At 66.6% G+C, this 14024-nt stretch carries 14 protein-coding genes; 9 read left to right on the top strand and 5 right to left on the bottom strand.

The genetic code is table 11. The features are described 5' to 3' along the window. Nucleotides 1–28: 28 nt before the first annotated feature. From ACSFA3_RS17905 to ACSFA3_RS17890, 4 genes are all read right to left on the bottom strand, one after another. Nucleotides 29–985 (bottom strand): ABC transporter permease, encoded by a 957-nt coding sequence (locus ACSFA3_RS17905; RefSeq protein ID WP_435506827.1) that lies wholly within the window; start codon nt 983–985, stop codon nt 29–31. 4 nt (nt 986–989) lie between these two features. Then, on the bottom strand, nt 990–2612 hold the full coding sequence (locus ACSFA3_RS17900; RefSeq protein ID WP_435506826.1) for an ABC transporter substrate-binding protein: 1623 nt from the start codon (nt 2610–2612) through the stop codon (nt 990–992). 79 nt (nt 2613–2691) lie between these two features. Further along, nucleotides 2692–3990, bottom strand: a complete 1299-nt coding sequence (locus tag ACSFA3_RS17895; protein ID WP_435506825.1) for an NAD(P)/FAD-dependent oxidoreductase — start codon at nt 3988–3990, stop codon at nt 2692–2694. Between the two features lie 38 nt (nt 3991–4028). Further along, on the bottom strand, nt 4029–4694 hold the full coding sequence (locus ACSFA3_RS17890) for a haloacid dehalogenase type II (protein ID WP_435506824.1): 666 nt from the start codon (nt 4692–4694) through the stop codon (nt 4029–4031). Nucleotides 4695–5130: 436 nt separating this feature from the next. Here ACSFA3_RS17890 and ACSFA3_RS17885 point away from each other — a divergent pair, with 436 nt between their 5' ends. From ACSFA3_RS17885 to ACSFA3_RS17845, 9 genes are all read left to right on the top strand, one after another. Further along, entirely contained in the window at nt 5131–6030 is a 900-nt protein-coding gene (locus ACSFA3_RS17885; protein ID WP_435506823.1) for a GNAT family N-acetyltransferase, read from the top strand. Between the two features lie 17 nt (nt 6031–6047). Then, nucleotides 6048–6977 carry a 2-hydroxyacid dehydrogenase gene (locus tag ACSFA3_RS17880; protein ID WP_435506822.1) on the top strand — a complete coding sequence of 310 codons (930 nt, stop codon included), beginning with the start codon at nt 6048–6050 and terminating at the stop codon, nt 6975–6977. Between the two features lie 190 nt (nt 6978–7167). Continuing rightward, nucleotides 7168–8571 (top strand): aspartate aminotransferase family protein, encoded by a 1404-nt coding sequence (locus tag ACSFA3_RS17875; protein ID WP_435506821.1) that lies wholly within the window; start codon nt 7168–7170, stop codon nt 8569–8571. A 98-nt stretch (nt 8572–8669) separates the two neighbouring features. Continuing rightward, nucleotides 8670–9164 carry an Lrp/AsnC family transcriptional regulator gene (locus tag ACSFA3_RS17870; protein WP_435506820.1) on the top strand — a complete coding sequence of 165 codons (495 nt, stop codon included), beginning with the start codon at nt 8670–8672 and terminating at the stop codon, nt 9162–9164. A gap of 29 nt (nt 9165–9193) precedes the next feature. Continuing rightward, nucleotides 9194–9598 (top strand): (2Fe-2S)-binding protein, encoded by a 405-nt coding sequence (locus tag ACSFA3_RS17865; protein ID WP_435506819.1) that lies wholly within the window; start codon nt 9194–9196, stop codon nt 9596–9598. Next, nucleotides 9595–11001 carry an FAD/NAD(P)-dependent oxidoreductase gene (locus tag ACSFA3_RS17860; RefSeq protein ID WP_435506818.1) on the top strand — a complete coding sequence of 469 codons (1407 nt, stop codon included), beginning with the start codon at nt 9595–9597 and terminating at the stop codon, nt 10999–11001. The genes ACSFA3_RS17865 and ACSFA3_RS17860 overlap by 4 nt, the downstream gene beginning before the upstream one ends. Beyond that, nucleotides 10998–12173, top strand: a complete 1176-nt coding sequence (locus ACSFA3_RS17855; protein WP_435506817.1) for an NAD(P)/FAD-dependent oxidoreductase — start codon at nt 10998–11000, stop codon at nt 12171–12173. Before ACSFA3_RS17860 ends, ACSFA3_RS17855 begins: the two co-directional genes overlap by 4 nt. 60 nt (nt 12174–12233) lie before the next feature. Continuing rightward, nucleotides 12234–12536, top strand: coding sequence for a type II toxin-antitoxin system RelE/ParE family toxin (locus tag ACSFA3_RS17850; protein WP_435506933.1), 303 nt, complete (start codon nt 12234–12236; stop codon nt 12534–12536). Then, a complete protein-coding gene (locus ACSFA3_RS17845) occupies nt 12533–12832 on the top strand; it encodes an addiction module antidote protein (protein ID WP_435506816.1) in 300 nt (99 codons plus the stop codon). The genes ACSFA3_RS17850 and ACSFA3_RS17845 overlap by 4 nt, the downstream gene beginning before the upstream one ends. Nucleotides 12833–12836: 4 nt before the next feature. On the opposite strand, the gene ACSFA3_RS17840 is transcribed toward ACSFA3_RS17845, so the two are convergent. Continuing rightward, on the bottom strand, nt 12837–14018 hold the full coding sequence (locus ACSFA3_RS17840; protein WP_435506815.1) for a M20 aminoacylase family protein: 1182 nt from the start codon (nt 14016–14018) through the stop codon (nt 12837–12839). Nucleotides 14019–14024 lie beyond the last annotated feature (6 nt).

The raw sequence follows: 14024 nt of genomic DNA, 5'->3' as shown, positions 1-14024 counted from the left end.
TGGGATTGCATGGAACGGACTCCTGTTTTCAACGGTGACGCAGCCGCGGATTCGCGACGATGCCGAAGATATCGGCCAGCGTGACGAGCATCAGATAGGCGGCGCAGAAGATCATCGCGCAGGTCTGCACCAGCGGCATGTCGCGCTGCGAGACGCCGTCGATCATCAGCTTGGCGATGCCGGGGTAATTGAAGATGGTCTCGACGATGATCACGCCGCCGAGAAGGTACGAGAGGCTCAGTGCCACCGCGTTGGCTATCGGTCCGACCGCGTTGGGCAGCGCATGCGCCAGCACCATCCGCATCGGCGAAGCGCCCTTGAGTCGCACCATTTCGATGTAGGGCGCTTCGAGCTGGTCGATGACCGCGGCACGCGTCATGCGCATCATCTGCGCAATGATCACGCAGCACAGGCTCAGCACAGGCATCGCGAAGGCCTTGAGCATCTGCCCGACCGAATCGATGTCGCTTGCATACGAGAGTGCCGGAAGCCATCGCAGCTTGACCGCGAAGATCAGCACGGCGAGCGTCGCCACCAGAAATTCAGGCACCGACACCACGCCGACCGCCGTCGTCGAGACCGCGCGGTCGAACCAGGAGCCCCGCCACACGGCAGAAGAGATGCCCAGCGCGAGCGCGATGGGCACGGAAAAAAGGGCCGTCACCGCCGCCAGAAGCAGCGAATTCGGCAGCCGGCTGGCCACCAGATCGCGCACCGGCATCTGGGTGGTGATCGACAGGCCGGGGTCGCCCTTGAGCAGACCGCCGAGCCAGCGCAGATAGCGCACCGGCGCCGGCACGTCCAGGCCCATCTGCGCACGCAGCGCGGACAGCGCGGCCGGCGTCGCGTCCTGGCCGAGCTGCTCCTGCGCCGCGTCGCCCGGCAGCACCGACGTGATCGCGAAGACGATCGCCGACACGACGAGCAGCGAGACCAGGGCCATCGCCACGCGCTGCGCGAGGAGCTTCAGGATCACGAGGTTCATGGTGTCAGGCTTCCAGCCAAACGTTTTCGGCGAACGAGTAGCCCATCAGGCCGCCGAGCGGGATCGGCGACAGGCCCTTGAGCTTGTTCGAATGACCGTCGATGCTGGCGAGGAACAGCGGAATGCCGATGCCAGCTTCGTTGTGGATCATGGTCTGCATGTCGGCATACATCTGCTTGCGCTTGGCCAGATCGGTTTCCGCACGCGAAGCGAGCAGCAGCTGGTCGAAGCGTTCGCTCTTGTAGCGCGACTCGTTCCAGGCGGCGTCGGACTTGAAGAACTGCGTGAGCAGCACGTCGGCGCTCGGACGCGGGTTGACGTTGCCGAAACCGACCGGACTGTTGAGCCAGTGCGTCGACCAGTAGCCTTCGGCCGGCATGCGCTTGACGTCGATGTCCAGGCCGATGCGCTGACCCGACTGCTGCATGAGCAGCGCGGTTTCCACCGAGTACATCGCCGCCGGCGAAACCACCATCGGCACCTTGCCAGCGAAGCCGGACTTCTGCAGATGGAACTTGGCCTTGTCCAGGTCGAACGGACGCTGCGGCAGATCCTTGAAGTAGAAGCGGTTGGTCGGGTCGATCGGCTGATCGTTGGCGATCACGGCGTAGTCGAGCGCGATCGTCTTCTTCATCTGCTCGCGGTCGAGCATGTACTTCATGGCCAGCGCGAAGTCGTTGTTGGTGCCCGGACCGGTGTCCTTGCGCATGATCAGGTCCGAGTACTGGCCCGACTGCGTCGTGAAGATCGAGTAGCCCGGCGTTCCCTTGACGCGCTCGACGGCGCGCGGGTTGACCGAAGCAACCAGGTCCATGCCGCCCGACAGCAGCGCGTTGACGCGCGCGCTCTCGTCGCCGATGCCGACGAACTCGATCTCGTCGAGGTACGGCTTGCCCGGCTTCCAGTAGGCCTCGTTGCGCACCACGACGGTCCGCACGCCCGGCTTGAATTCCTTGAGCTTGTACGGGCCGGTGCCGATGCCGGCGGTGAAGTCGGTGGTGCCTTCCTTGACGATGTGGAAGTGGAAGGTGCCGACGATGACCGGCAGGTCGGCGTTCGGTGCGCTGAGCACGATGGTGACTTCGTTCGGGCCGCTGGCCGTCACGCTGTCGATCTGGTCGGCCAGCACCTTCGCCTTGGAAGCGGTGGCGGCGTCCTTGTGACGCATCAGCGAGAAGACCACGTCGGCCGGCGCCAGCGACTTGCCGTCATGGAACACCACGCCGCTGCGCAGCTTGAAGACCCAGGTCTTCGCATCGCGGGTGGTGAACGATTCGGCCAGCGAAGGCTGCGGCGTCAGGCTGGCGTCGAGCACGGTCAGGCTGTTGTAGACCATGTTGCAGCGGACGTAGTCGGCCTGGTTCGACTGCTTGGCCGGATCCAGCGTATCGGTCACGGCCGCGGTGGCGGCAGCGACGCGGATCTTGCCGCCGCGGCGCGGCGTCTGCGCATGCGCCGTCATCGCCACGCCGGCCAGGCCGCCGGCGAGGGTGGCCTGCATGCCGCCCGCCATCAGCATCGCAAGGATGTCGCGACGCGAGGCGCCGCGCTTGAGCGACTCCATCACACGCATGCTTTCGCCGGGACCGACGAGCTTTTCGAAGCTCTTGTTGCTGCTGTCGCTCATGATGGGACTCCTGATAGATCGAGTTGAAAAAACGTGGGACGGAAAGAAATTCGGTAAGAAGAAAAGCCGGTAATGCGGGTCAGGCCAGCTTGTCTTTCAGCGTGTAGTAGGCGCCGACGAAAGGCAGGAACCACGGCGGGCCGATGTGGCCGGGTATCGCGGGCCAGCCGCGGTCGCGCCACGGGTTGGCCTGCAGGTCGCCGTTCATCACATCGGCCATGCGCTGGCCCATGTGGACCGACATCTGCGTGCCGTGGCCGCTGTAGCCCATCGCGTAGTAGAGGCCGTCGCGCTCGCCGGCATGCGGCAGGCGGTCCTGCGTCATGTCGACCAGACCACCCCAGCAATAGTCGATCTGCACCGGACCGAGCTGAGGGAAGGTTTCGGCCATGCCCTGGCGCAGGATCTCGCCGCTGGCGGCATCCGACTGCGGGCTGGAGATCGCGAAGCGCGCCCGGCCGCCGAACACCAGCCGGTGATCGGCCGTCAGGCGGAAATAGTGATGAATGTTCGCCACCGTCGTATAGGTACGGCGCGCCGCGAGCAGCTCCTGCGCGCGCACCGCGCCCAGCGGTTCGGTGACGACGATGAAGCTGCCGACCGGCACGATGCGCCGGCGCAGCCAGCCGAAGCTGCCGTAGCCGCCATGCCGGCTCGCACCGGTTGCCAGCAGCACCTGCTGCGCGGTCACGGTGCCGCGCGAGGTGTGCAGGCGATGCACGCGGCTGCCGCTGTTGCCGACGCGCTCCAGGCGCTGCACTTCGGTGCCGGTGTGGATCTCCGCGCCCTGCCGCTCTGCCGCTGCAGCCAGACCCTGCGCGAAGCGGCCCATGTGCATCTGCGCGCTGCGCCGGTACAACATGCCGCCGTGGAAGCGTTCGCTCTGCACCTCGTTGCGCACGCGGGCCGCATCGAGGATCTCGATGTCGCCGTCGACACCGTCCTCGGCAAGGCGATCGGCCGCGCGGCGCAGCGTGTCGAGCTGGTGCGGACGGGTGGCCAGCTTGAGCTTGCCGTTGCGAAGGAAGTCGCAGTCGATCGACTCCTCCCGCACCAGCCGCGCCACCGTGTCGACCGCATCGTCGAACGCGTGATACCAGCCGCGCGCCCGTTCCACGCCGACCTTGGCCGCGACATCCGCATAGTCCATCGCCAGGCCGTTGTTCACATGCCCGCCGTTGCGGCCCGATGCCTCCGCAGCCACCCGCGAGCCGGCTTCGAGCACCACGACTTTCGCGCCGCGCCGTGCCAGCGCCAGCGCCGCCGAAAGACCGGTGAAACCGCCGCCGACGATCGCGACATCGACCTGCGCCGGCAGCTCGGCTGCGGCGGGGACGAAGGCGACAGACGAATCGGTCCAGTAGGAATCGAGCTTCATGGAAGGAGGCGCGTGGGAGGTTCGGTCGATGGAGAGGATCAGAGGCCGCAGACGCCGGCGAGGCCGCCGATGTCCGCGATCTCGACATAGTTGTAGGCCGGGTTGCCAGGGCCGTGGCCGCGGTTCACGAACACCTTGTTCTTGATGCCGATGTCGTCCGCCGACATCAGGTCGTAGCGCAGGCTCGACGACACATGCAGCACGTCTTCCGGATTGCAGCCGAGCGAGTCGAGCATGTATTCGAAGGCCTTCAGGCGTGGCTTGTAGGCCTGTGCCTGCTGCGCCGTGTAGACGCGATGGAACGGAGCGCCGAGCATGGCGACGTTCTTCTGGATCTGGTCGTCCGATGCGTTCGACAGGATCACCAGCGGGATTTCCTTGGCGACCTTGGCCAGGCCGGCGGGCACGTCCGCATGCGGGTCCCAGGTCGGGACGGCGTCGTAATACTGCTGGCCGTCCGTATCGAAGTACTGGATCTTCCATGCCTTGCAAAGGCGGCGCACCGCATTCTTCAGCACGACTTCGTACGGCTGCCATGCACCCAGCACCTCGTCGAAACGGTAGGCGGTGAAGTCGGCGATGAACTGCCTCATGCGCTCGGCGGGCACGCGGTCGGCGAACAGCTCACGCGTCATCTCGCCCATGCGAAAGCGGGTCAGAGTGCCGTAGCAATCGAACGTGACGTACTTGGGACGGAAGGCCATGGTCTCGGTTCCTTAAAGACTTGTTGCAACAAACTTATGACGAAGTGATTGCAGCATGCAGCGCCATCGGCTTCGTTGTGAAAACGGACGCTTGCCGCGATGAAGCTGCGGTTTGCAGGGGCGGCGGCGGCATGCCGTGCGGTCCGCCCCGCTGCCGTGCATGCATGCACCGCCGTGCGTCGTCGTGTCGTTGAAAAGCACTCTTTTGTGGCATGGTCAATGCGGTGTCGCAACACCGTGAAGTTGCGCCGATGCTAGGCAAGAAGGCGCAGCATATGTATGCGTAAGAAGGGGTCCGCACCGCATCGAATTGCGCGACGGCGGCCCTGTGCGGGTAAACCTTGCAAGTTGAATGCAGCGCCCTATTGACACTGGCACGGGCTGGCGATGTCGTCCAAGATGACCGTCAGTTTTCACTCGACACGAGATGCCACCGATGCCCGCACGAACCCAGGACGCGCCCGCCACGGCCAACGCCGACAACGACGGCGTGACCCTGCGCCCCATGACAACCGCCGACCTCGCGCACACGCATGCGCTGTCCGCAGAACTTCGCTGGCCTCACAGGCCGCAGGACTGGGAACAAGTCTTCGCACATGCGGAAGGCTTCGTCGCCGAGCGCGACGGCGAGATCATCGCCTCGGCCCTGCGCTGGTTCTGGGGCGAAAGCCACGCCACGCTCGGCCTCATCATCGTGACGCCGGCCTGCCAGGGCCGCCGCGTCGGTCACCGCCTGATGATGGCGCTGCTCGACGGACTCGACGACCGCACGGTGCTGCTGCATGCCACCGTCGCGGGTCAGGGCCTGTACGAACGCCTCGGCTTCGAACGCATCGGCGAAGTCCGTCAGCATCAGGGCATTGCACAGCAATCGCCGCCGGTCGAGCTGGAGAAAGGCTGGCGTCTGCGTCCGGCCGGCGCCAACGACGCGGCCACGCTCGCGAGGCTCGATGCAGCCGCACGCGGCATGCCGCGCGATGCCTTCATGGCCGACCTGCTCGACAGCGCCGAATCCACCGTCATCCTGGTCGACGAAGAGAACGAGCCACGCGGCTTCGGCATGCTCCGGCGCTTCGGCCGCGGCCACGTCATCGGACCGGTGGTGGCGCCCGATGCGCAGACCGCGAAGACGCTGATCGCCTACCTGGCCGCCGTCAACGCAGGCAACTTCACCCGCATCGACATCGACTTCGACAGCAAGCTCGCCGAGTGGATCGAGAGCATCGGCCTGATGCGCGTCGATGCGCCGACCACGATGGTCCGCGGTGCGCCGCTGGTGGTGTCGCCTCCGGGTGGACCGACGCTGTTCGCCATTGCATCGCAGGCCGTCGGCTGACGCGGGATGCACGCCGGATGACCACCTTCCTGTACAAGTCCGACCCGACGCGCGGTGCGCTGTGGGCCGACGTTTTCCGCCGACGCGCGCCGGATATCGATTTCCACATCTGGCCTGACATCGGCGATCCGGCGCAGGTGCGCTTTCTCGCCGCATGGGTCCCGCCGGAAGACATCGCGACGCGCTTTCCGAACCTGGAAGTGCTGTTCTCCTCGGGTGCGGGTGTCGACCAGTTCGATTTCTCGATGCTGCCTGCAACGCTGCCGGTGGTGCGCATGGTCGAGCCCGGCATCGTGAACGGCATGGTCGAGTACGTGACGCATGCGGTGCTCGGCCTGCACCGTGACATGGCGCAGTACCGGCGACAGCAGGCCCAGGGCGTGTGGAAGCCGCTGCCGGTGCGCACGGCCGGCGAGCGCCGCGTCGGCGTGCTCGGCCTCGGCTCGCTCGGCAAGGCCGTGCTGGCGCAACTCGTGAGTCTGGGCTTCGACTGCGCGGGCTGGAGCCGTTCGCGTCATGAAGTCGAGGGCGTGCAATGCCATGCGGGCACCGAAGAATTGCCGGCTTTCCTCGCGCGAACCGACATCCTGATCTGCCTGTTGCCGCTGACCGATTCGACGCGCGGTTTTCTCGATGCGAAGCTGTTTGCGCAGTTGCCCGAAGGTGCAGCGCTGGTGCATGTGGGCCGCGGCCCGCAACTGGTCGAGGCCGACCTGCTCGCCGCGCTGGAAAGCGGTCGCATCGCCGAAGCCGTGATGGACGTGACCGACCCCGAACCGCTCACGCCCGGCCATCCGTTCTGGACCCATCCGCGCATCCAGCTGACGCCGCACATCGCCAGCATGACGCAGCCTCTGAGCGCCGCCGAAGCGATGCTGGACAACATCGCGCGCTTCGAGGCCGGCGAGCCGATGTTGGGCCTGATCGACCGGAAACTCGGCTACTGAAGCGCCACGGAATCGCCACGGAGCCGGTGCCGTCGGCTGCGACCGCAGCATCTGCTGTCGCGGCCCGCGGCAACCGCATGCCGCTTCGCCCGAAGGCCCGAATGCAGCACCACATGGCCCGCCCCCCGTCCTAAGCTGGAGGTCTGCCGAAGCCCTTCTTCCGCCCCCACTTCAGGTCAAAGGTTCCCCCATGACGCACTCCGCCGCATTGCCAACCCACGCCGCACTCGACGCCGTCGACCGCGCCCACCTCATCCACCCGGTCTCGCCATGGCGCACGCACGAAGCGCGCGGTCCGATGGTGCTGGAGTCCGCCGAAGGCGTCTGGCTCAAGGACAGCAACGGCCACCAGCTGCTCGACGCCTTTGCCGGTCTCTGGTGCGTGAACGTCGGCTACGGACAGGAAAGCGTGATCCAGGCCGCGGCCGACCAGATGCGCAAGCTGCCGTATGCCACCGGCTATTTCCACTTCAGCAGCGAGCCGGCGATCCGCCTGGCCGAGAAGCTGGTGCAGATCACGCCGGCCTCGCTGACGCGCGTCTACATGACGCTCGGCGGCTCGGAATCGGTCGATGCGGCCGTGCGCTTCATCGTGCAGTACTACAACTCGACCGGCAAGCCGTCGAAGAAGCATTTCATCTCGCTCGAACGCGGCTACCACGGCTCGTCTTCGACCGGCGCCGGCCTGACCGCGCTGCCGGTGTTCCATCGCGGCTTCGACCTCCCGCTGCCGACGCAGCACTACATCCCGTCGCCGAATCCGTACCGTCAAACCGGCGCTGCCGATCCACAGGCGCTGATCGCCGAGTCGGTCGCCGCGCTGCGCGCCAAGGTGGCCGAGCTCGGCGCCGAGAACGTCGCCGCGTTCTTCTGCGAACCGATCCAGGGCTCCGGCGGCGTGATCGTGCCGCCTGAAGGCTGGCTCAAGGCGATGCGCGACGTAACCCGCGAACTCGACATCCTGCTGGTCGTCGACGAGGTCATCACCGGCTTCGGCCGCACCGGCCCGATGTTCGCCTGCGATGCCGAAGGCGTCGAGCCCGACCTCATGACGATGGCCAAGGGGCTGACCTCCGGCTACGTGCCGATGGGCGCCACGATGATGAGCGAGAAGGTCTATGCCGGCATCGCCGACGGCGCACCGAAGGGCGCACCCATCGGCCACGGCGCAACGTACTCCGCGCATCCGGTGAGCGCGGCGGTCGCGCTGGAAGTGATCCGCCTGTACGAAGAAGGCGGCGTGCTGGCGAACGGACGCAAGGTCGGCGCGCATTTCGCGGCCGGCCTCGATGCGCTGACGGCGCATCCTCTGGTCGGCGAATCGCGCCATCGCGGAATGCTCGGCGCACTCGAACTGGTGAGCGACAAGGCCACCAAGCGCGGCTTCGACGCCTCGCTCGGCCTGTCGGAACGCATCTCGAGGGCGGCCTATCGCAACGGTATCGTGTTCCGGGCATTCGGCGACAACATCCTCGGCTTCGCGCCGGCACTCACTTTCACCGAAGACGAGTTCGCCCAGATGTTCACGCGCCTGAAGCGGACGCTCGACGAAGTGCTGGAAGCGCCGGACGTGCGCGCCGCCCTCGCCGCCTGATCGCGCCGTCGCGTTATTGCGCTACTGCGTCATTGCGCAAGGCAGACATCGAAGCAGAATCTCAACCTTCCTTATCTCCCTTGTCAGCGAGCACCGCCATGTCCGAAGCATTCAAGATCGACCGACTCGACCTGCGCATCCTGGCCCAGCTGCAGAAGAACGGCCGCATGACCAACGTGGACCTGGCCGATGCGGTCGGCCTGTCGCCCAGCCCCTGCCTGATCCGCGTCAAGCGCCTGGAACAGGCCGGCTACATCGGCGGCTACGGCGCGCACCTGAGGCTGGAGAAGCTGGGCGACACGCTCACCGTCTTCACCGAAGTCACGCTCACCGACCATCACCGTGAGGACTTCGCGCGCTTCGAGGCCGCGATCCGCGAGGTCGACGAAGTGCTCGAATGCCATCTCGTGAGCGGCGGCTACGACTACATGCTGCGCTTCCTGACGCGCGGCGTGAACCACTACCAGGAAGTCATCGAGACGCTGCTCGAACGCAACATCGGCATTGCCAAGTACTTCAGCTACATCGTCATCAAGTCGCCGTTCATCAAGACGCATTCGCCGATCGAACGGTTGTTCCCGCACCCGCGCTGAAAGGCGCGCCGACTCCCCTTTTTTCCGTCATGCCCGACCTTCCCTCCCGCCCCCGCGCGCGCTTCATGCGCCTTGCAGAAACCGACCGGCCTTCGATCGCACTGCGGATCGACGGCGAAAGCGCCACGGCGCTGACCGGCGACACGCTGCTGGTCGCGCTGCTGACCCACGGCCGCCGCGTGCGCGACAGCGAGTTCGGCGACGGACCGCGCGCGGGCTTCTGCCTGATGGGTGCCTGCCAGGACTGCTGGGTATGGACGGAAGACGGCTCGCGGCTGCGCGCCTGCTCGACGGTCGCCGAAGCCGGCATGTCGGTGCTGACCCGGCCGCCCGCCGCGCACTGGCCGGCCACGCCCGACCTCACGCAGTCGCTGGCCAGGAAAGCCGCGCGCGAAGAAGCCGGCAACACGATGGAACCGGGAGTAAGCGCATGAACGACACCAGCGTCATCAACGCACCCCGCATCGTCGTCGTGGGCACCGGCCCGGCCGGCGTGCGCGCCGCGCAGGCGCTGGTCGAGGCCGGCATCCGCCCGATCGTGGTTGACGAAGGCCGTCGCGACGGCGGCCAGATCTACCGCCGCCAGCCCGAAGGTTTCAAGCGCCCCTATGCCAAGCTCTACGGCAGCGAAGCCGGCAAGGCGAAGTCGCTTCACGGCGATTTCGACGCCCTGCGCAGCCAGGTCGATTACCTCGGCGAGACGCTCGCATGGAACGTCACCGCCGGCGAGCTGCACGTCATGCGCGACGGCGAACCGCGCATCCTGCCGTTCGACGCATTGCTGGTCTGCTCCGGCGCGACCGACCGCCTGATGCCTGTCGACGGCTGGCATCGCGCCGGCTGCTACAGCCTGGGCGCATCGCAGGTCGCGCTGAAGTCGCAGGCCTGCGCGATCGGCTCGCAGGTCGTGTTCATGGGCAGCGGACCGCTGCTGTACCTCGTCGCCTCGCAGTATGTGCAGGCCGGCGCGAAGGTGGCTGCGGTGCTCGACACCGCGCCGGTGGTCAAGCCCTGGGCGGCGATCACCGGGCTGATGGCGCGACCGGGACTCGCGATGCGCGGCTACGCGCTGATCCACGGCCTGCGCAAGGCCGGTGTGCCGGTGCTGCAGGGCGTGACGCCGGTGCGCATCGAGGGCGACGACGCCATCGGCGCGCAGGCCGTGGTCGCGAACGACGAGAAGGGCCGGACGCATCGCTTCGAATGCGATGCGGTCGGTCTCGGCTGGCATCTGCGCTCCGAAACCCAGCTCGCCGATCTGGCGCGCTGCACCTTCGACTTCGAGCCGATCAGCCGCCAGTGGCTGCCGCGCATCGACGTCGACGGCCGCAGCACGACGCCGGGCGTGTACCTGGCCGGCGACGGCGTACGCATCCTCGGCGCCGACGGTGCCGAAGCTGCGGGACGCCTGGCCGCACTCGCCGCGCTGGCCGACCTCGGACATGCCAAGGGTCGCGCGACCTACGAAGCCGAATCGTCGAAGCTGCACCGCACGCTGGTGCAGATGGACCGCTTCCGCGCCGGACTGGCTCACGCCTTTCCGTGGCCGCATGCGCAAGCCGCTGCGCTGCCCGACGAAGCCGTGGTTTGTCGCTGCGAGGCCGTCACCGTCGGCGAAGTGCGTCGCTGCGTGAACGAACTCGACAGCAAGGAAGTGAACCGCGCCAAGGCTTTCAGCCGCGTCGGCATGGGCCGCTGCCAGGGTCGCTTCTGCGGCCATGCGGCTGCGGAGATCGTCGCCGATGCGTGTCGGATACCGATCCAGGAAGTCGGCCGGCTGCGCTCGCAGGCACCGGTCAAGCCGATCGTCATGAGCGCACGCGAGGTGCAGTCATGAACACGAGCGCAAACACCGTCGATACCGATGTGCTCGTGCTGGGCGGCGGATTGATGGGCAGCACGGCCGCCTTCTTCCTGCGCCGGGATCACGGCCTGTCGGTCACGCTGCTGGAGCGCGAACTGGTCGGCCGGCAGGCCAGCGGCACCAATTTCGGCAACGTGCGCCGCCAGGGTCGCGAACTGATCCAGATGCCGCTCGCCAACCGTGCGCGCGCCGTCTGGGGCCGCATCAACGAACTGCTCGGCGAAGACGCGGAATTCGTGCCTTACGGCCATCTGCGTGTCTGCTACACGCAGGAGCAGGCCGCGCGCATCGAGAAGCATGCGAACGAAGCGAAGCCTTACGGGCTCGACCTGGAGATCTTCACCGCCGCGCAACTGCAGAAACGCTGGGGCATCTTCGCGCCCGGCGTGGTCGCGGGCTCGCTCTGCGCCGACGACGGTCATGCCAATCCACGCCTCGCCGGACCGGCCTTCGCACGCGCGGCCAGGCGTGCGGGCGCGAACATCGTCGAGCATGCAGAAGTCATGACGGTCGAGCGCGACGGCACCGGCTTCGTCGCGCACACCGCGGACGGCAAGCGCTATCGCGCCCAGCAATTGCTGGTGGCTTGCGGCGCATGGTCGAACCGCATCGCGTCGCAGTTCGGCGAGACCGTGCCGATGGAAGCGCGCGGCCCGCAGATGGGCGTGACCGAACCGCTGCCCTACGCCATCGGACCGTCGATCGGCCTGTCTTCGCCGATCGAGACCGAGGGCCTGTACTTCCGTCAGATCGCACGCGGCAACATCGTCTTCGGCGGCGGGCTCAAGGGCACCGCAGAGGCCGACAACATTCGCTCGTTCGTGAAGCCCGACAACGTCCTGCGACAGATGCGCGAACTGCGCCGCTTCGTGCCGGCCTTCGGTCAGGTGCAGCTGGTGCGGGTGTGGAGCGGCATCGAGGGCTACACCGCCGACTGGCAACCCGTGATGGGCGCCAGCGCCCGCGTGCCGGGCCTGCACTATTCGTTCGGCTTCAACGGCGAGGGATTCGCGATCAGCCCGGGTGTCGGGGAGACGATGGCGGAGCTGATTGCGACGGGGAAGACCGGGATACCGATCGAGCCGTTTTCGATCGGGCGGTTTGCGGGGGAGCAAGTGGCGCAGACAGTGCAAAAGGTCGCTTGAGGAACCTGAAAACCGCGGTCGATGTCTTGACGTTTTGTATCCGATTGGCTACATTCGGCGATATTCACGATTCGACAGACCGAAGCTTTCGTCGCATGGCTCGACGGGCTGGGCGACAAGCGAGCGCAGATTCGAATAGCCGCTCGGCTTCGACAGGCCGAAGCCGGAAGCCTCGGAGATTGGCAAGCTATCGAAGGTGAAGTCTCGGAGATGCGAGTGCACTATGGACCAGGCTACCGTCTCTACTTCGTCCGTCGCGGTCGAGTCATCGTGATCATGCTGAACGCGGGTGATAAGTCATCGCAGAAACGAGACGTTCGACGCGCACTGAAACTGGCATCCGAACTTGGAGAAGACTTATGACCAAAGTCAAGACACCGCACAAGCTCATCGCGTTCGATGCAGCAAGGTATCTGGACGACGACGAGGCGATCGCCGAATACATGACGGCTGTTCTGGAAGCCAATGATCCGGACCTTCTGCTTCTCGCTTTGAGCGACGTAGCGCGTGCAAAAGGTATGGCTCAGGTCGCGAAAGACGCCGGTCTGGGCCGCGAGAGTCTTTACAAGGCTCTCGCGCCTGGCGCAAAGCCGCGGTTTGAAACAGTCATGAAGGTGGCGCACGCTTTGGGTGTCAGATTCACTGCCCACCCCGTCTGAAACGTCACTCCATCTTCAACGCCCGTTCGGCCACTTCGCAGAACCACCTCACGCCCAGCGGCAGCGCGTCGTCGTTGAAGTCGTAGCAGGGGTGATGCAGGGCGGGCTCGCCGTCGTCACCCGCCGACGAGCGCGCCTGGCCCAGCCACAGATAAGCGCCCGGCAGTCGCTGCAGCATGAACGCGAAATCTTCAGACGTGAACGCACCGCGCGGCGCGATGGCGGTCTGCAGGCCGATGGCGCGTGCAGCATCGAGTGCGAGCCCAGCTTCGGCTGCCGTGTTGACCGTCGCCGGGTAGTAGCGCACGTACGTCACCTCGGCCTGCGTGCCGCTGGCCAGCGCAACACCATCGACCGTGGCCCGCAGCGCGGCCTCGATGCGGTCCTGCGATGCGGCATCGAAACTGCGTACCGTGCCGGTAATCGACACCTCCGCCGGCAGCACGTTGTGGCTATGCCCGCCCTCGATCCGCGTCACCGACAGCACCGCCGATTCGCCCGGATCGATGCGCCGCGAGACGATGGTGTGGAGCTGCGCGATCAGCTGGCTTGCCGCGAGGATGGTGTCGGCCGTGTGGTGCGGCTGCGCGGCATGACCGCCGCGTGCGCGCAGCACGATGTCGAAGCGGTCGGCGGCGGCCATGATCGGGCCGGTGCGGGTCTGCGCATGGCCGAGCGGGAGATCGGGCCAGTTGTGCAGCGCATAGACGCTGTCGCACGGGAAGCGGTCGAACAGGCCGTCTTCTATCATCGCGCGCGCGCCGCCCTTGCCTTCCTCGGCCGGCTGGAAGATGAAGCGCACGGTGCCTTCGAAATTGCGGGTCCGCGCGAGCTGGCGCGCTGCGCCGATGAGCATGCTGGTGTGGCCGTCGTGGCCGCAGCCGTGGTGCGCGCCCTGGTTGCGGCTCGCATACGACTGGCGCCCCAGTTCGACCATCGGCAACGCATCCATGTCGGCGCGCAGGCCGACGGTCTTCGCTCCGTTGCCGACACGCAGCGTGCCGACGACGCCGGTGCCACCGATGCCTTCCTCGACTTCGAGCCCCAGCAGCCGCAGCGCATTCGCGGCGATACCGGCGGTGCGCTTTTCCTGGAAGGCCAGTTCGGGATTGGCATGGAGGTCGCGGCGCAGCGCGACCAGGTCGGGCAGCAGGTCGGCGACTGGCGCGGCGATGTTCTTCGTCATGTTTGC

Origin of the sequence: Variovorax glucosi (assembly GCF_051216695.1) — a bacterium.
Lineage (GTDB): Bacteria > Pseudomonadota > Gammaproteobacteria > Burkholderiales > Burkholderiaceae_C > Variovorax.
This window is presented reverse-complemented; position numbering and strand designations above follow the sequence as displayed.